Below are 18279 nucleotides of genomic sequence, written 5' to 3' on the forward strand. Positions count from 1 at the left end.
ATGGCAAAGAAACCCTCCAAGGTCATCATCACCTGCGCGGTCACCGGCTCGGTGCATACGCCTTCGATGTCGGACCACCTGCCGCTGACCCCCGACCAGATCGTGCAGAACGCCGTCGATGCTGCCAAGGCAGGTGCCGCGATCCTGCACCTGCACGCCCGCAATCCCGAGGATGGTAGCCCGACCGCAGATCCCGCGATCTTTGACTTGATCGTGCCGCGGATCCGCGAGCAGACCGATGCCGTCATCAACATCACCACCGGCGGCAGCACCCGAATGACGCTTGAGGAACGGCTGGCGTATCCGCTGAAGCTCAAGCCCGAGATGTGCTCGCTGAACATGGGGTCGATGAACTTTTCAATCCATCCGGCAGCGCGCCGGATCGAGCACTGGAAATACCAGTGGGAAAAGCCCTACATCGAAGTGATGGAGGATCTGATCTTCCGCAACACCTTCAGGGATATCAAGCATATCCTGAGCGTCTTGGGTGATGAATGTGGCACGCGCTTCGAATTCGAATGCTACGATGTGGGCCATCTCTACAACCTCGCCCATTTCATGGATGAGGGGCTGATCAAGCCGCCCTTCTTCATCCAGTCGATCTTCGGCATCCTGGGCGGTCTCGGCCCGGACCCCGAAAACCTGGCCATCATGCGCAGCACCGCCGACCGGCTGTTCGGCCGCGAGAACTATCGCTTTTCGGTCCTGGGCGCGGGTCGCCACCAGATGTCACTTCTGACCATGGGGGCGATCATGGGCGGCAATGTCCGCGTTGGGCTTGAGGACAGCCTCTACCTGTCCCGAGGCGAGTTGGCCCGCAACTGCGCCGAGCAAGTGCAGAAGATCTCGCGTATCCTGGGCGAGTTGTCGCTGGACATCGCCACACCACAGGACGCCCGCGAGATGCTGGGCCTCAAGGGCATGGCGAGCGTCACATACTGAACATTCCTCAGTGGATTCTGGCAGGTGGCATCCTGCCAGAATTCGCACGAGCCGCCAAACCTGTCTTGGCATGAGGCCAAGGCTTGTTTATGCCCGTGCCATTCGAGGGAGGAAAAAACGTGCGTCGTCCGACCGTTCATGATGTGGCGAGGACCGCGAAAGTCAGCCTGGCGACCGTCGATCGCGTGCTGAACGGACGCGAGGGCGTCCGCCCAAGTACCCAGACGCGGGTGCAGGCGGCGATCGAGGCCTTGGGATTCGAGCGGGACATCTCAGCCGCAAACCTGTCCAAGAAGCGCGTCTACCGCTTCCACTTCGTTCTACCCGATGGGCCGAACAGCTTCATGCGCAACCTAGACGCCGAGGTCCGCCGCCATGCCGCCTTCGCCCTGCGCGACCGGACCGAGATCTCGGTCACCGTGGTGCCGCCCTTCGACACAAGGGCGCTGGCCACGGCCTTGAACGGGATTGCCGGGACCGAACCGGATGGCGTTGCGGTCGTGGCCTCGGAGGCTTCGGAAGTGCGCGAGGCCGTGGCGGGTCTGAAGGCGCGCGGCATTCATGTCGTGACACTCGTCTCGGACCTTCCCCTTTCGGCGCGCAGCCATTTCGTGGGAATTGACAATGTCTCGGCCGGACGAACGGCCGCAGCGCTTCTGGGACGCTTCTGTCGAGCCCGGCCTGGGAAGGTCGTGATCGTCTCGGGCTCGATGCTGGTGCGCGACCATGTGGAGCGACGTCTGGGATTCGAACAGGTCATGGCCAGCGAATTCCCCGAACTCGAACTGCTGCAGCCTGTCGAAGGACGCGACCAGTCCGAACTCGTCGAGCAAAAAATGAGGTACGTTATTCAGAATTACGCCGATATTACCGGCGTCTATAATCTGGGTGGTGGCAATCATGGGCTGTCGCGGGCCCTGGAGGCCATTCCAGCCGGGACGCGTCCCCGCGTGGTCGCCCATGAATTGACCACACAATCGCGATTGGCCCTGCAGGACGGGAAATTTGATGCAATTCTGCACCAGGATATCGAACGCGAGGTCGCTGCTGTGACCGCGTTGCTGCGGGCCTTCTGCGATGGTTCGGAGATTGCGCCGGGCGAGGGGCGTGTTCGGATCGAGATTTTCATGCGTGACAATCTGCCTTGATCCAGGGTTGGCAGGGGTTTTAAACGCAAGATTTTTGATGTACGTACCTCAGTAATTCCGATTCGGAGGGCCCGGTGCGCCGGGAAGAAATCGGTCGGAAAAACTGAGGAGGGGGAAAATGAACAAATTTCTACCGATCGCGCTGATGGTTGCGGCAAGCGCGAGCATGGCTTCCGCATCGACTGAGATCCGCGTGCTGCGCGTCCAGCCGAGTGCGAAGGAGGGCGCCTTTTACGAGCGGGTCGAAAAGGCCTTCGAGGAAAAGAATCCGGATGTCGACGTCGTCTTCGAATATATCGCCAACGAGGCCTACAAGTCGAAGCTGCCGACGCTGCTGCAATCCTCGACCAAGCCGGACCTGTTCTATAGCTGGGGCGGGCAGACGCTGGTCGAGCAGACCAAGGCGGGCTTCCTGGCCGACATCTCGGGCGCAGTTTCGGACGAGGTGCGCGCGACGTTCCCCGAACCGGCTCTGGCGGCCTATACCGTTGACGGTGCCCTGCGCGGCCTGCCTCTTTATGCGACCGAAGTGGCATTCTGGGTCAACACCGAGCTGACCGAGAAGGCCGGCGTCGACTACACGACGATCAAGACCTGGGACGATTTCCTGGCGGCGGTCCAGAAGATCAAGGATGCCGGCATCACACCGATCATGGCCGGCGGGCAGGACAAGTGGCCGCTGCATTTCTATTGGAGCTACCTTGCGCTGCGCGAAGGCGGTGCGGATGCCATCAACAAGGCGATGCAGGGCGAAGAGGGCGGCTTCTCGGGCGAGGCCTTCGTCAAGGCCGGGGCCGATTTCCAGAAGCTGACAGCGCTCGAACCGTTCCAGCCGGGCTACATGGCCACGACCTACGAGGTCGCCAGCGGCATGTTCGCGGACGGCAAGGCCGCCTTCCACCTCATGGGCGACTGGGATTATGGCCCGATGCGCGCGCGTTCGCAAAGCGGCAAGGGGCTGCCGGACGAGCAGCTTGCCTTCATGGCCTTCCCCGCTATCGGCGAACCGGTGACCGAGGGCGGTGCCGGCGCCACGCTGGGCGGCATGAACGGCTGGGCGGTCACCGCCGATGCCGATCCCAAGGCCAGCGAATTCCTGACCTTCATGCTTAACCTCGAGCACCAGAAGGAAATCGGCAGCGAAGGCATCTTCGTGCCGATCGTGAAAGGTGCCGAAACCTCGCTGACCAACCCGTTCTTCCAGCGCGTCGCCGCCGACATCGCCGGCTCGACCCATCACCAGATCTTCCTTGACCAGTATCTGGGCGCCTCGGTCGGCGCCACGGTGAACGACATTTCTGCCGATCTCGCGCAGGGTGTCATCGCCCCCGAGGACGCCGCAGCCCAGGTCCAGGAGGCCTGGGAGTTCCGCTGAGCCCTGCGACCCGCGCCCGCAACCTGCGGGCGCATCCCCTTTCTGCATCCGGAGTTCCCCGATGTCCCTGAGCGAAATTCCCGCTCTGGCGCCGGTTGCCGGCCCGAAATCCCGTCCGCTTCGCAAGAAGGGTTCGGGAGGCAGGCTTACGGCAATCCTGCTGCTGCTTCCGCCAGCGCTGATCCTGTTCAGCCTGTTCGTGATCCTGCCTTTGACGGAGTCCGGCTATTACGCGTTCTTCGACTGGAACGGCTACGGCCAGCCCGAGAACTTCGTGGGCCTGCGCAATTTCGAACAGGTGGTCGGGCATGGCGTCTTTCACACCGCGCTTGGAAATACCGCCAAGATCGTGATCGCCTCGCTTTTGATCCAGATGCCATTGGCGCTTTTTCTGGCGCTGCTGATCTATCGCAAGACGCCAACCAACTCGCTGTTCCGGCTGATCTTCTTTGTGCCCTATATCCTGGCCGAAGTGGCTGCCGGCCTGATCTGGAGCTTCGTCTTCGACGGAAATTACGGTGTCACCGCTTCGCTTGCGCAGTCTATGGGGATCGAGAATTTCTTCATCCTCGCGGATCGTGACTGGGCCTTTGTTGCCGTGCTGACCGTGGTGATCTGGAAGTATTTCGGCTTCCACATGATGATCTACATCGCCGCGTTGCAGGGCGTGCCCGAAGACATGATCGAGGCCGCCCAGATCGAGGGTGCGAACAAGGTCCAGATCGTGCGTTACGTCCAGATCCCGCAGATCAAGCCGGCCATCATCGTCAGCGCATTCTTCGCAATCATCGGCTCGCTGCAGGTCTTCGACGTGATCATCCCGCTGACCAATGGCGGCCCGTCGAACCAGACCCATACCATCGTGACCTATCTTTACACCTTCGGCCTGACCCGGATGAAGATCGGCTTCGGCAGCGCTATCGGTGTACTGTTGTTCATCGCCGCCGTAGGCGTCGCGATCTTCTACCAGCGCATCTTCATGAAAGGGGCCAAAGCATGAGCCGTGCTCACTTCTGGCGCAATTTCGCGCGGGTGTCCTTCCTTTGCCTGGTGGCGAGCTTCGTGCTGGCCCCGATGCTCGCCACTGCGCTTGGCGGCTTCAAGTCCAATGCCGAGCTGCGGATGAACGCCTTTGCTCTGCCGGAAAGCTGGAACACTGCCTTCTACGCCTCGATCATCACCGATCCGGGCTTCTGGAGATATCTCGGCAATTCGATGCTGATCTCCGTGGCGACGGTGATCCTGACCCTGCTGGTCGGGGCGGCGGCGGCCTATGTTTTCGCGCAGATCAAGTTCTTCGGCTCAAAGATGCTGTTCTCGTACCTGCTGCTGGGCTTGATGTTCCCCTTCGCGACCGCAATCCTGCCCTTGTTCATCAAGGTGCGCGACATTGGTCTGCTTGACACTTATTGGGCGGTGATCCTGCCGCAGACGGCCTTCGGCCTGTCGCTGGCGATCCTCTTGTTCCGCACTTTCTTCGAACAGCTGCCCAAGGAACTGTTCGAGGCCGCCTATCTCGACGGTTGCAGCTATGTCCGCTTCTTCTGGCGCTTCACGCTGCCGCTCTCGACACCAATCCTTGCGACGGTGGGCGTCTTCGTCTTCGTGCAAAGCTGGAACAATTTCCTGCTGCCGCTCGTGGTGCTGAACTCGCGTGATGCCTTCACCTGGCCCTTGGGCCTGATGCAGTTCCGCGGTGAATTCGTCACCGAATGGAACCGCACTCTGGCCTTCGTGACCCTCACCATCCTTCCCGCGATCGCCTTCTTCTTCGCGGCCCAGAAATACATCGTGGCCGGCCTGACCGGTGGCGCCGTCAAGGGATGACCCCCATGCTCGACATCCAGAACATCCAGAACCCCATCCTTCCGGGCTTCAACCCCGATCCCTCCATCGTCCGCGTGGGAGATGACTACTACATCGCGACCTCGACCTTCGAATGGTATCCGGGCGTGCAGATCCACCATTCGCGCGACCTCGCGAATTGGCAGCTGGCCGCGCGTCCGCTGACCCGCGCCTCGCAACTTGACATGCGCGGCAATCCGGATTCCGGTGGGGTCTGGGCGCCCTGCCTCAGCTTCTCCGACGGCCTCTTCTGGCTGATCTATACCGATACCAAGCGCCGGGACGGCGCATGGAAGGACAGCCACAACTACCTAGTGACCGCGCCCACGATCGAGGGCCCCTGGTCCGAGCCGGTCTACCTGAATTCCTCGGGCTTCGATCCGTCTCTGTTCCACGACGAGGACGGGCGCAAATGGCTCGTCAACATGATCTGGGACCACCGCCAACAGGGCGGGGACAAGTTCGGCGGTATCGTCTGCCAGGAATACTCCGTGGCCGAGCAGCGCCTGGTCGGAGAGATCCGCAACATCTACCGCGGCACCGACCACAAGCTCACCGAAGGGCCGCATATCTACCGCAAGGACGGCTATTACTGGCTGCTGACCGCCGAGGGCGGCACCGGCTACGAACATGCCGCGACCATGGCGCGGTCGAAAGACCTGTTTGGCCCCTACGAGACCGATCCGGCCAAGCATCTCCTGACCTCGAAGGACGCGCCCGAGGCCTATCTGCAGCGCGCCGGTCACGCCGATATCGTCGAGACGCAGAATGGCGAATTCTTTATGGTCCATCTATGCTCGCGCCCGCTCGACGCGACGCGCGGTTCTGCTCCGGGGCGTGTCGTCGGCATCCACGAGGAGGACGCCCGCCGCTCACCCCTTGGTCGCGAGACCGCGATTCAGAAACTGGTATGGGACAAGGGCGAATTCCCGCGTCTGGCGCATGGCGGCTGCGTGCCTGCCGATGCCGCGCCCGCGCCGGGTCTGCCGCATGCCCCGGTCGCGCCGATCGTCACGCGCCATGACTTCGCCCCCGGCCCGCTGCCGGTCGAATTCCAATGGCTGCGCACACCCGAGCCGGATCGCCTGTTCTCGCTCGACGCTCGCCCCGGCGCGCTGCGGATTTTTGGTCGCGCGGCACCGGGCTCGACCTTCGAGCATGCCCTGGTCGCCCGTCGCCAGGTCGACATCGCCTATTCGGCGGAAACCGAGATCGACTTCCAGCCCGAGAGCTACCAGCAATTTGCCGGCCTGATCTCGTGGTATAACGGCTTCAAGTTCCACTATCTTGCGGTTTCGGCCACGGATAATGGGGCGCGCGAGCTGCGTGTGCTGTCCTGCCCCGCCGACTGGCCGATGTTGCGCGTCGAGCAACCGCTGGCCGAACCCGTGGCGCTGCCCGCGACCGGGACAATCCGGCTGGGTTGCGACGTGGACGGTATGGTCCTTCGCTTCCGCTATGCCATCGGCAATGGCGAATGGACCGATCTGGGCGTCGAACTCGACCAGTCCGCAATCTCCTGCGAGGCAGGGAACGGTCCGGGCAACAACTTCACAGGGGCTTTCATCGGCATGTGCGCGCATGACACGTCGGGTCGCGGGCAGCACGCCGATTTCCTCAACTTCACCTACCAGCCCGTCCCTTCCGGGCCGAGCAATTCGGGAGCGGCATGATGGCCGAGGTCAAACTTACCGGGATCAACAAGTCTTTTGGCGGGCATGTCGTCATTCCCAACCTCGACCTGACGGTTCCCGACGGGTCGTTCACCGTTCTGGTCGGGCCGTCGGGCTGCGGCAAGTCCACGCTTCTGCGGATGATCTCGGGCCTGGATCAGCCCAGCGAGGGTACCCTGCGGATCGGCGGCGAGGACATGACCCATGTCCAGCCCTCGCACCGCGGCATCTCGATGGTGTTCCAGTCCTATGCGCTTTATCCGCATATGACGGTCGCGCAAAACATCGATTTCGGCCTGCGCCTCGCCAAGATTCCCGCCGCCGAGCGGGAACGCCGCGTGGCCGAGGCCGCACGCATCCTGTCCTTGGAAAACTATCTTGATCGCAAGCCGGGCCAGCTTTCCGGGGGCCAGCGCCAGCGCGTCGCGATCGGCCGCTCGATCGTGCGCCAGCCAAAGGTCTTTTTGTTCGACGAGCCGCTCTCGAACCTCGACGCCGCCTTGCGCACGCAGATGCGGATCGAGCTGGCGCAGCTGCACCAGTCGTTGGGCGCGACGATGATTTATGTCACCCATGACCAGGTCGAGGCCATGACGCTGGCCGACCAGATCGTCGTGATGAATGGCGGCCGGATCGAACAGGTCGGCGCCCCGATGGAACTTTACGAGCGTCCCGCGACCGAATTCGTCGCCGGCTTTATCGGCTCGCCCAAGATGAATTTCCTGCCGGGTCACGCGGCGAGCCGCCCGGACTCGCAAAAGATCGGAATTCGTCCCGAGCATATCGACGTCTCGTCCGAGGCGGGAGCCTGGCAGGCGCAGGTCCGCGTGGTCGAAACGCTGGGCGCCGATACGATGGCTTATGTCGAGGCCGAGAAGCTGGGCGAAATGACCGTCCGCCTGCCCGGCAGCGCCCGCATCGGCAAGGGTGAGCACATCTTCCTGACCCCCCAGCCCGCCAACCTGCATTACTTCGACGACAAGGGCCGCCGCCTGGCCTGAACCTCCGGCGCGCCCGGCCGACGGGCGCGCCTTAATGTGCCGGATGATAAACCATGAAACTCGCAATGTTACGCCAGCCCGCAGGGGAACTGGCATGATCTCGATCGGTCTCGATCTGGGCACCTCCGGGGTCAAGGCCCTGGCGATGGACGAGCACCAGAACATTCTCGCCTCGGCCGGAGCGGCCCTTACCGTGAGCCGCCCGCATGACGGCTGGTCCGAGCAGGAGCCGGCCGACTGGATCGCCGCGACCGAGCAGGCGATCGGCGCCCTTCTACGCCAGATCGACCCGGCCTCGGTCATGTCGATCGGCCTGTCGGGACAGATGCATGGCGCAACGCTGCTCGATGCCGGCGATCGGGTGCTGCGGCCCTGCCTGCTCTGGAACGACACCCGCAGCCATGCCGAGGCCGCGAAACTGGACGCGGATCCGGCCTTTCGCGCGATTACCGGCAATATCGTCTTTCCGGGCTTCACCGCGCCCAAGGTCGAATGGGTGCGCCGCAATGAGCCCGAAATCTTTGCCCAGACCGCAAAGATCCTGCTGCCCAAGGATTACCTGCGTCTCTGGCTGACCGGCGAGCATGTCTCGGACATGTCCGATGCGGCCGGGACTGGCTGGCTGTCGGTGGCGGATCGCGACTGGTCCGAGCGGCTTCTGGCCGAGACCGGGCTGACGCGCGCCCATATGCCGCGTCTGGTCGAAGGCTCGGACGTCTCGGGCCACCTGCGCCCCGAGCTTGCCGCGCGCTGGGGTCTTTCCGAGGGGGTCGTGATCGCGGGCGGAGGTGGCGACAATGCGGCCTCGGCGGTGGGCGTCGGCGTCGTGAAGCCAGGGACGGCCTTCCTGTCGCTCGGGACCTCGGGCGTGCTTTTCGCGGCGACCGAGCGTTTCCACCCGGATGCGGCGGCGGCGGTCCACAGCTTCTGCCACGCGCTGCCCGACAGATGGCACCAGATGGGGGTGATCCTTGCCGCGACCGATGCGCTGAACTGGTTCGCCCAGGTTCTGGGCCTTTCGCCCGAGGTCGCGACCCGCGATCTTGGCGATCTGCAAGCCCCGTCGCGCACCCTGTTCCTGCCCTATCTTGGCGGCGAGCGGACGCCGCATAATGACGCGCAGGTTCGGGCCTCGTTCCTGCATCTGGGCCATGACAGTGACCGCGACGCGATGGTCTGCGCAGTGCTGGAAGGGGTCGGCTATGCGATCCGTGATTGCCGCGATGCGCTGGCCTCGACCGGGACGCGCTTCGACCGGCTGATCGGCGTCGGCGGCGGCACGCGCTCGGATTACTGGGTCAAGCTGATCGCGACCATCCTCGACCAGCCGATCGAGCTGCCGGTTGCGGGCGATTTCGGCGGCGCCTTCGGCGCGGCGCGCCTTGGCATGATGGCCGCGACGGGGCAGGGCGCGGAACTCGCCGTACCGCCCCGAACCGAGCGCGTGATCGAGCCGGACCGGATGCTGACCGGGGCCTTTGCTGAAGGCCATGCGCGCTATCGAACCGCCTATCAGACACTGAAACTTCTGCATTGAGGGACATGACATGACGAACTTCTTCGAGGGCATCGCCCCGATCCGCTACGAAGGTCCGCAGACCGGCAACGAATTCGCCTTCCGCCATTACAACCCGGATGAGGTGGTTCTGGGCAAGACACTGAAAGAGCATCTGCGCTTTGCGATCGCCTATTGGCACAGCTTTGCATGGGAAGGCGGCGACCCCTTCGGCGGTCAGACTTTCCAGCGCCCCTGGTTCGGCGAAGGCATGGACCTCGCCAGGCACAAGGCCGATGTCGCCTTCGAGATGTTCACCATCCTTGGCGCGCCCTATTTCTGCTTCCATGATGCGGATATGCGTCCCGAAGGCGACAGCTTCACGGAAAACACACGCAATCTGCAGGAAATGACCGAGTATCTGGGCCAGAAGATGGAACAGACCGGCACCAAGCTGCTCTGGGGCACGGCGAACCTCTTTTCGCATCGACGCTACATGGCCGGCGCTGCGACCAACCCCGACCCGGATGTCTTCGCCTTTGCCGCCGCCACGGTGAAGACCTGCATCGACGCGACGCACCAGCTAGGCGGCGAGAACTACGTGCTGTGGGGGGGCCGCGAAGGCTACGAGACGCTTCTGAACACCGACATGGGCCGCGAGCGTCAGCAAGCTGGCCGTTTCTTGCAGATGGCGGTCGAATATGCCCGCAAGATTGGCTTTGAAGGCACCATCCTGATCGAGCCCAAGCCGCAGGAGCCAACCAAGCACCAGTATGATTTCGACGTTGCGACGGTCTACGGCTTCCTCAAGGATTTCGGCCTCGAGAAAGAGGTCAAGGTCAATATCGAGCAGGGCCACGCCATTCTCGCTGGCCACAGCTTCGAGCATGAGCTGGCGCTGGCGCGTGAACTTGGCATCTTCGGTTCCATCGACATGAACCGCAACGACTACCAGTCGGGCTGGGATACCGACCAGTTCCCGAACAATGTCCCTGAAACCGCGCTGGCCTATTACGAGGTGCTGCGCGCGGGCGGCTTCACCACGGGCGGCACCAATTTCGACGCCAAGCTGCGCCGCCAGTCGCTGGACGCGCAGGACTTGATCCTGGGCCATGTCGGCGGCATGGATGTCTGCGCCGCGGGCTTCAAGGCCGCCGCCGCGATGCTCGAGGACGGGAAGCTGGAAGCCGCGCGCGCCGAGCGCTATGCCGGCTGGGACAGCCCCGAGGCAAAGGCCATGCTGGAAGGCGGGCTTGACGGAATCGCCGCGCAGGTCGTCGAGCAAGGCCTCAACCCGCAGCCGCGTTCGGGCCGCCAGGAACGGCTGGAAAACCTGGTCAACCGCTACGTCTGATAAAAGGGCCCGGCGACGGGCCCTACTGGAAATCCGGGCCTCCGCCATTGGCGGGGGCCCACAATGCCCGGTGGCGTCAGGCCGCCTTGGCGGGTTTCTTGCCCATGATGATCATGCCGAGAATGTCGTCGTCGCTGACCTCGTCCACGCGCACAGTGCCGACCCGCTGGCCATTCTTCATCACCACCGCGCGGTCGCAGAGCTTCATCACCGCGTGGATGTCATGCTCGATCAGGAAGATGCCGATGCCCTGACGCTTCAGCTCCTGGATCAGCTCGGCGACCATCTGGGTTTCCTGCGGGCCAAGCGCTGCGGTCGGCTCGTCCATGATCAGGATGCGGGCGTTGAAATAGACCGCCCGCGCAATTGCGACCGACTGCCGCTGCCCGCCCGAAAGCGCCATGACCGGATCGGAGAACTTGCGGAAATTCGGGTTCAGCCGGGCCATGATGCGGCGGGTCTCGGCCTCCATCCGGGCTTCATCCAAGAGGCCTGAAGCGGTCACCAGCTCGCGGCCCAGGAACAGGTTCGAGGCGGCGTCCAGGTTGTCGGCCAGCGCGAGGGTCTGGTAGATCGTCTCGATGTTATAGGCGCGGGCGTCTCGGGTGTTCTGGATGTCGGCCTTCTTGCCGTCGATGTAGATCTGGCCGGAATCGGGTCTATAAGCGCCTGAGAGGCACTTGATCAGCGTCGATTTCCCCGCCCCGTTATGGCCCAGGAGCCCCACGACCTCGCCGGGATAGAGATCGACCGAGACATGGTCCACCGCCTTGATCCCCCCGAAGGCGATCGAGATGTCGCGCATTTCCACAAGCGGTGTCATCGCATGCCCAGCCTTCTGCGATATTGGATGTCGATCCAGACTGCCAGCACCAGGACGACGCCGACCACGATGTTCTGCAAGGGCGCGTCGGCCCCGACCATGGCCATGCCCGATTGCAGGCTCTGCATGATCAGCGCGCCCAGGATCGCGCCATGGATGGTGCCAATGCCGCCCGACAGCGCCGTGCCCCCGATCACCGCCGCGGCGATTACCCGCAGCTCGTCCAGCGTGCCGATGTCATTGGGATGCGACTGCAGCCTCGCCTGGGCGATGATCGCCGAGAGCCCGCACAGAAACCCCATCAGGGCAAAGATCTTGACCGTCAGCAACCTGGTGTTGATGCCCGACAGCTCGGCCGCGTCGGGGTTGCCGCCGGTCGCGAAAATGTAGCGGCCAAAGCGGGTGCGGCTGGCAATCACGGTCATCGCCACCGCAACCAGGATCAGGATGAGCACCGAAATCGGCAGTCCGTAACCCTGGCTGTAGCCCTCGGGCATGGTCTCGCCGCGGGCCTCGAATATGCGCTTCAGCTTTGCCGCGGGCAGCTCATAGGAATTGAGGATCGCGACGAAGCCAAGAATGGCGCCAACGATCAGCGCCATGACCGCGCCCTCGGCCCAAAGCGGGCGGGTGCGGAAGCCATGCGCCTGCTTGCGGCGCCGGCCGGAATACAGCACCCAAAGCGCCGCCACCGAGCCGATCGCCCCTATGATCCAGCTTGCGGTGGTGCCTAGCGTGCCTTCGGCGCCGCCGAATAGCAGGAAGGTCTGGTCGAGCGGTGCGATGGTCTGGCCCGCCGTCAAATACCAGCCGACATAACGCCAGATCAGCAGCCCGCCCAGGGTGACGATGAAGGCCGGGATTCGCTGGTAGCCCACCAGCCAGCCGTTCAACGCGCCGATCGCGGTGCCGACCGCGAGCCCGGTGACCATGGTCAGTGGCGCGATCAGCGGATGGCCCAGATCCAGGACCCCCGGCAGCCAGCGCGCCTGCATCATTCCCATCATTGCCGAGGCCAGCGCCAGGATCGCGCCCACCGACAGATCGATATGGCGGCAGACGATGACGAAGACCATGCCCGTCGCCATGATCGCGACCGAGACCGTCTGGATCGTCAGGTTGAAGATATTGCGCGCCGACAGGAAGCGGCCATCGGTCACGACCCAGAAGCACAGGCAGACCAGGGCAAAGGCCCCGAGCATGCCCATCAGCCTCAGGTCGATCTCCAGCTGCGCGAGCCAGCCGCGGCGGGCGGGCGTGGTGGCGGGGGAAATGTCGCTCATCATGTCATGGCGGCGGCGCGGGTACGCCGCCGCTCTTTCCCGTCAGTTGCAGGGCGCGGGGCCGTTCTGGACCCCTTGGCACAGCGCGTCCTTGGTGATCCAGCCGGCATCGACGACGACCGACAGGTTGTCCTTGGTGATCGGCACGGGGGTCAGCAGGATGGCGTCCATTTCCTTGCCGCCGGGCGTGGTGAACTTGATGGCGTTCGGGATCTCGGCAGAGGCCTTGCCACCCGCGAGGGCCAAGGCGATCTCGGCGGCGTTGTTGCCGAGTTCGCGCGAATCCTTCCAGACCGAGACGGTCTGCGTGCCAAGCGCGATCCGGTTCAGCGCCGCATGGTCGGCATCCTGCCCCGAGACCGGGATGCCCTGCATGCCCTGCGCGGTCAGCGCGGCGACGACGCCCCCTGCCGTGCCGTCATTCGAGGCCACGACCGCATCGACCTTGTTGTCGTTCTGGGTCAGGATCTGCTCCATGTTCTTCTGGGCATTGGCGGGCAGCCAGCCGTCGGTATAGGCCTCGCCGACGATCGTGATCTCGCCCGCGTCGATCGCCTTCTGCAGCACCTCCTGCTGGCCGCCGCGGAGGAAATCGGCGTTGGGATCGGTGGGCGAGCCCTTGATCATCACGTAATTGCCCTTGGGTGCGGCCTTGAAGACCTCGGCAGCCTGCATCCGGCCTACCTCGACATTGTCGAAGGTCAGGTAGAAGGCGCGTGGGTCCTCGATCAGCCGGTCATAGGCGACGACCGGGATGCCTTCGTCGGCGGCGGCCTGGACGGCCGGGACCACGGCGGCCGTGTCCTGACCCAGCACGATCAGTGCGTTCACGCCCTGCGCGATCAGCGCCTCGATGTCCGAGAGCTGCTTGGCGGACGATGATTGCGCATCGGCCGAGACATAGGTTGCCCCGGCGGCCTCGAGCGCGTCCTTGATCGCCTTCTCGTCGGTCTTCCAGCGTTCTTCCTGGAAATTCGACCAGGATACGCCGACGGTCATGTCCTCGGCCAGGGCCGCAGACGAAAAACCCACCGTCGCAAGGACGGCGGTCAAAAGGGCAGTGCGCATCGTTACCTCCCAATAGATGCGACCGTCCGGACGAGTCGCCGGACCTTTTCCAACACTGCGCCGGGTCCGGCGAGCTGTCAAAAACAAAAAGAGAGACGTCTGTCAAAATCCTGATTGACCTTGGGCAAGGGGGTTGGAATCCTCGTCCGCAGGAGGAGATCGCGAGATGGGTAACCCGACGCTGCACGACGTCGCCCGCGCTGCCGGCGTCAGCTATTCCACGGCCGATCGCGTGGTGAACCATAGGGGCGGGGTGGCCGAGAAATCGGTGCTGCGGGTGCGCAAGGCGATCGAGGACCTGTGCTACCAGCGCGACATCCATGCCGCGAACCTGTCGCGGCGGCGCAGCTATGCCTTTCGCTTTTATCTGCCCAGGGGCGATCACGGCTTCTTCTCGGTGCTGCGCGAAGCGGTCGAGGCCCAGGCAAGGCAGCGCCTCGCAGAACGGATCAGGATTTCCATCCATGACGTCCCGCCCCTGGACGCCGCCGCGCTTGCCTCCGAGCTGTCGGGCCTTCGCAAGGGCGATTGCGATTGTGTCGCGATCATCGGCAGCGACGCGGCGGCGCTTTGCGCCGAAGTCGCGCGGCTCGAGGCATTGGGCATCGCGGTGGTGACGCTCGTCTCGGATGCCGCGAGCGATGCGCGATCGGTCTATGTCGGGATCGACAATGTCGCGGCCGGGTGCACCGCGGGGCGCCTGCTGCGCCTTGCGCACGGGCGCGGGCCGGGTCTGGTACTGCCGATCCTGGGCAGCCTCGCTTCGCGCGACCACCGCGAGCGGCTCATCGGCGCGCGCGATGTCCTGGCCGAACCCGGCCGCGAGATCGGGCTTCTGGCGCCGCTCGAGGTCCTGGACCGGCCCGAGACCATGCAGGAAAAGCTGGCCGCCGCCCTATCGGCGGGGCAGACGATCAGCGGCATCTATTCGATCGGGGCGGGGAACCGGGCGCTGATTGCGCTTCTGAGGCAGATGCCGGGGCCGCGACCCTTCGTGATCCTGCACGAGCTGACCCCGCATTCCCGCGCGGCGCTCGAAGCCGACCTTGTCGATGCGGTGATCGACCAGAAGCCGCAGGAGGAAGTCGCGCTGGCCCTGCAGGCGATGCGATCGATTGCCGACCACCTGCCCGTGGCCGCGACCGAGGTCAGCCCCAGCATCTTCGTCAAGGACAACCTGCCGGCCAGCGCCACGAACCCATCGCTCGACACGGAATGACGGCCCAGGGGCGAAACGCGGGAACATCTTGGAACTGCCCGGTGAACCGCGGCATTTTGACCGACGCCAGGTTCCTGTCTCAGGGCCTGGTGCGGGCGCGGCGATCTCCATCGAGGCCTGAGCCAGCTCAGTTGGCCCCGCAGGACAGCCTGACATCAAGATTGTCGGTGACGCGGGAGAGGGTTTCGAGCCTGCATCAGGCCCCGGACAGGCGAATGCTGGCTTCGTCTGAGGGAAAGATCCCGATGACGCGTCTGCCCCGCGCATGTGCAATGGTCCCGGGCAGCGGCTTCTGCATCCGGCGTTCAGGAGGCTCTGGCACGGGCCTGACGTTTCATTCTGCGGGGGTTGGGGTTTTTTGTTTTTGTGCGCAGATTGCGGTTATTGCGGCTGCGTTGACGATGTCTTGTGTCGAGCATCCGCGCGAGAGGTCGTTTGCGGGCTTTGCGAGGCCTTGCAGGATGGGTCCGATGGCGGTGAGGCCGCCGAGGCGCTGTGCGATCTTGTAGCCGATATTTCCCGAGGCGAGGTCGGGGAAGATGAAGACGTTGGGCCGGCCGGAGAGCCGGCTTGCCGGGGCCTTTTTCGCGCGGATGGCGTCATCGAGGGCGGCGTCGAATTGCAGCTCGCCATCGACCTCGAGCGCGGGATCGGCCTCGCGGATCAGCCGCAGCGCCTCGCGGATGCGGCCAAGGCTCGGATGCTCGGCCGAGCCTGCGGTCGAGAAGGAAAGCAGCGCCACGCGCGGGGTTTCGCGCAGGACCTGGCGGCAGGAGCGCGCGGCGGAAAGCGCAATGGCGGCAAGCTCGGCGGCGTTCGGTTCGATCACCAGGCCGCAATCGGCAAAGATCATCCCGCCCTTGAAGCTGGAGGTCGAACCACATGAAAGCATGAGGAAAAAGCTCGATACGATGCCCGCATCCGGGGCCTTTCCGATGATCTGCAGCGCGGCGCGGACGGTGTCGGCAGTGGTCGCGACCGCGCCGCCCAGCGTGCCGTCGGCCTGGCCCAGCCGGACCCGCATCGCGGCCTGGCGGATCGGGTCGCGCATGTCCTCGAGCGCCTGTTCGGCGGTCATGCCGCGCGCGGCGCGCAGGGCGTGCCAATGGCGCGACAGCTCGACCAGATCGGGGGCCTCGGCGGCGCTGAGCGCGGTCACGCCGGGCAGGTCCGGGCCATCCATCAGGGTGACGCGGGCCAGCCCCTCGGCGACCAGCCGGGCGGCGGCCTCGGCCACGCGGGGGTCGCGGCCCTCGGGCAGGATGATGTGGCGCGGCTGCGCGCGGGCTGTGCGATAGATCAGCTCGAGAGGCTTCATGGCGGGCTCTTTCCGGGGGTGGCAACGGCTGCGCGCGTTGCGGGACGGGGGTGGGGCGGCAACGGGCCGGGCGGAAGGGGGTCCTGACCCAGCAATTGCTGGGGTTTTGGCTGTGACCCGCGTCGGACCGGCGTACAGCGCGCGTACACAGGGCGTACACCGGCCTGTACACCGGCATGCCCACCGGCCTCTCCACCGGCCTCTCCACCGGCGCGGGCAGAGAAGGGGGCCAAGAAGGGGGCCTCAGCCAAGGGCATGCAGGCCCGCGACGACGAAGATGCCGAGGAAGGCGGTCTCGGCGACGAGGAGCGCGATGGCGCCGGGGCCGACCTCGATCATGCGCCTGAGCGAGGTCTTGATGCCGACGGCGGCGATCGCGACGAGCAGGGCCCAGCGGCTGAGCAGGCCCGCGAGCTCGCTGAGCCAGGGCGGCAGCAGCCCGGCCGAGTTCACCGCCGCCAGCGCGAGAAAGCCCAGCACGAAGCCCGGCAGCAGGGGCGGGCGCTTGCCAGAGGCCGGATCGGCAAGGCCGCGCGCGCGGATCACCAGCGAGAAGCACAGCACCACCGGGGCCAGCATCGAGACCCGGATCAGCTTGACCAGCGTCGCGGTCTCGCCGGCCTCGGGCCCGATCGAGAAGCCGGCGCCGACGACCTGGGCCACGTCATGGATCGTGCCGCCGAGAAAGACCCCGCTGTCGCGCGCGTCAAAGCCGAAGACCTGGGCGAGCATGGGATAGAGCACCATGGCCACGGTCGAAAGCACGGTGACGGAAAGCACGGTGAAGACGAGATCGCGTTCGGATTTCTCGTGCCGGGGCAGGACGGCGGCGATGGCCATGGCGGCCGAGGCGCCGCAGATCGCGACCGCGCCGCCGGTCAGCAGGGCAAAGCGCCAGTCGCGGCCGATGAGGCGCGTGACCAGCAGCGCAAAGAGGATGGTCAGCACCACGCCCGCGATGACCAGCCCGATCGCGGCCCCGCCCAGCCCGACGAGCATCCCCGCCGAGATCCGCGCGCCAAGCAGCGCGACCCCCAGCCGCAGGACGGTGCGGGCGGTGAAGCCGATGCCGGGGGCGGTCTTGCTGCCCTCATCGGCCAGGAAGTTCAGCGCGAGCCCGAGAAGCAGCGCCATCAGCATGGCGGGGGCGCCGTAATGTTCGGACAGGAACTGCGCCGTCGCCGCGACCAGGACCGAGACGGCCAGGCCGGGAAAGACCTGAGCCGGGCCGAGCCCGCCCAGGAGCCGGCCGAGCGGGCCGGAACGGGCCGCGAAAGGGGCGCCAGAGGGGGCAGAGGAGGCGCCAGAGGAGGTGGAGGTGGGCGCATCCCCCTCGGGACGGCCCTCGGGACGGCCCCCGGCGAGGGCGCCCGAATGATCGCCCGAATGATCGCCCGAATGATTGCCCGAGTGATTGCGGGGGGGGGACGCCCCGCCCGGATCGGGCCGCGCATCCTGCAAGCTCTCGGGGTCGTGGCACGAGGGGCACGAGGGGTGCGAGGGGCGCGAGGGGCGCGAGGCCGGGCTGGAGGGGGGCATGGTCTCTCCTTCGGGTGGTCTTCCACCGGGCCGGATGGGGGCGGCAACAATCGGCGGAAACGGTCGGCGGGGGCAAGCGGTGGAAACAGGCGGTGGACACAGGCGGTGGACACAGGCGGCGGGCAGTCTCGGGGTTCAGTCTCGGGTTCAGTCTGGGGGCCAGTCTATCTGGGGTTCAGTCTCGGGTTCAGCTTGC

15 protein-coding genes are annotated in these 18279 nt (G+C 65.1%); 10 read left to right on the plus strand and 5 right to left on the minus strand.

Annotation, left to right across the window (positions count from 1 at the left end; genetic code table 11):
• The 9 genes from RGQ15_RS14225 to xylA all read left to right on the plus strand — a co-directional run bounded on the left by RGQ15_RS14225 (window position 1) and on the right by xylA (window position 10833).
• A complete protein-coding gene (locus RGQ15_RS14225) occupies window positions 1-942 on the plus strand; it encodes a BKACE family enzyme (RefSeq protein WP_311161112.1) in 942 nt (313 codons plus the stop codon).
• Between the two features lie 119 nt (window positions 943-1061).
• Window positions 1062-2090, plus strand: coding sequence for a LacI family DNA-binding transcriptional regulator (locus RGQ15_RS14230; RefSeq protein WP_311161114.1), 1029 nt, complete (start codon window positions 1062-1064; stop codon window positions 2088-2090).
• A gap of 118 nt (window positions 2091-2208) precedes the next feature.
• Window positions 2209-3465: an ABC transporter substrate-binding protein gene (locus tag RGQ15_RS14235; RefSeq protein WP_311161115.1), complete on the plus strand. Its 1257-nt coding sequence runs from the start codon at window positions 2209-2211 to the stop codon at window positions 3463-3465.
• 61 nt (window positions 3466-3526) lie between these two features.
• Window positions 3527-4465 (plus strand): carbohydrate ABC transporter permease, encoded by a 939-nt coding sequence (locus RGQ15_RS14240; protein ID WP_311161116.1) that lies wholly within the window; start codon window positions 3527-3529, stop codon window positions 4463-4465.
• Window positions 4462-5292 (plus strand): carbohydrate ABC transporter permease, encoded by an 831-nt coding sequence (locus tag RGQ15_RS14245; RefSeq protein ID WP_311161117.1) that lies wholly within the window; start codon window positions 4462-4464, stop codon window positions 5290-5292. The genes RGQ15_RS14240 and RGQ15_RS14245 overlap by 4 nt, the downstream gene beginning before the upstream one ends.
• Before the next feature lie 5 nt (window positions 5293-5297).
• A complete protein-coding gene (locus RGQ15_RS14250; protein ID WP_311161118.1) occupies window positions 5298-6983 on the plus strand; it encodes a glycoside hydrolase family 43 protein in 1686 nt (561 codons plus the stop codon).
• Window positions 6983-7984: an ABC transporter ATP-binding protein gene (locus RGQ15_RS14255; protein ID WP_311161119.1), complete on the plus strand. Its 1002-nt coding sequence runs from the start codon at window positions 6983-6985 to the stop codon at window positions 7982-7984. Before RGQ15_RS14250 ends, RGQ15_RS14255 begins: the two co-directional genes overlap by 1 nt.
• A 97-nt stretch (window positions 7985-8081) precedes the next feature.
• Window positions 8082-9521: a xylulokinase gene (gene xylB, locus RGQ15_RS14260; RefSeq protein WP_311161731.1), complete on the plus strand. Its 1440-nt coding sequence runs from the start codon at window positions 8082-8084 to the stop codon at window positions 9519-9521.
• Window positions 9522-9531: 10 nt separating this feature from the next.
• Complete coding sequence (xylA, locus tag RGQ15_RS14265; RefSeq protein WP_311161120.1) at window positions 9532-10833, plus strand: xylose isomerase; 1302 nt, start codon at window positions 9532-9534, stop codon at window positions 10831-10833.
• A 76-nt stretch (window positions 10834-10909) separates the two neighbouring features.
• Here xylA and RGQ15_RS14270 read toward each other — a convergent pair whose 3' ends face one another.
• From RGQ15_RS14270 to xylF, 3 genes are read right to left on the minus strand one after another with little or no spacing between them, the layout of a single operon-like run.
• On the minus strand, window positions 10910-11656 hold the full coding sequence (locus tag RGQ15_RS14270) for an ATP-binding cassette domain-containing protein (protein WP_311161121.1): 747 nt from the start codon (window positions 11654-11656) through the stop codon (window positions 10910-10912).
• Window positions 11653-12939 carry a sugar ABC transporter permease gene (locus RGQ15_RS14275; protein ID WP_311161122.1) on the minus strand — a complete coding sequence of 429 codons (1287 nt, stop codon included), beginning with the start codon at window positions 12937-12939 and terminating at the stop codon, window positions 11653-11655. The genes RGQ15_RS14270 and RGQ15_RS14275 overlap by 4 nt, the downstream gene beginning before the upstream one ends.
• Window positions 12940-12981: 42 nt before the next feature.
• Window positions 12982-14007, minus strand: coding sequence for a D-xylose ABC transporter substrate-binding protein (gene xylF / locus RGQ15_RS14280; protein WP_311161123.1), 1026 nt, complete (start codon window positions 14005-14007; stop codon window positions 12982-12984).
• Between the two features lie 166 nt (window positions 14008-14173).
• On the opposite strand from xylF, the gene RGQ15_RS14285 reads away from it, so the two are divergent.
• Window positions 14174-15226, plus strand: a complete 1053-nt coding sequence (locus RGQ15_RS14285; RefSeq protein WP_311161124.1) for a LacI family DNA-binding transcriptional regulator — start codon at window positions 14174-14176, stop codon at window positions 15224-15226.
• A 334-nt stretch (window positions 15227-15560) separates the two neighbouring features.
• On the opposite strand, the gene RGQ15_RS14290 is transcribed toward RGQ15_RS14285, so the two are convergent.
• Entirely contained in the window at window positions 15561-16544 is a 984-nt protein-coding gene (locus RGQ15_RS14290) for a phosphate acetyltransferase (protein ID WP_311161126.1), read from the minus strand.
• 243 nt (window positions 16545-16787) lie between these two features.
• Window positions 16788-17786 (minus strand): YeiH family protein, encoded by a 999-nt coding sequence (locus tag RGQ15_RS14295; protein WP_311161732.1) that lies wholly within the window; start codon window positions 17784-17786, stop codon window positions 16788-16790.
• Window positions 17787-18279 lie beyond the last annotated feature (493 nt).

This window comes from Paracoccus sp. MBLB3053, assembly GCF_031822435.1.
GTDB classification, from domain to species: domain Bacteria; phylum Pseudomonadota; class Alphaproteobacteria; order Rhodobacterales; family Rhodobacteraceae; genus Paracoccus; species Paracoccus aurantius.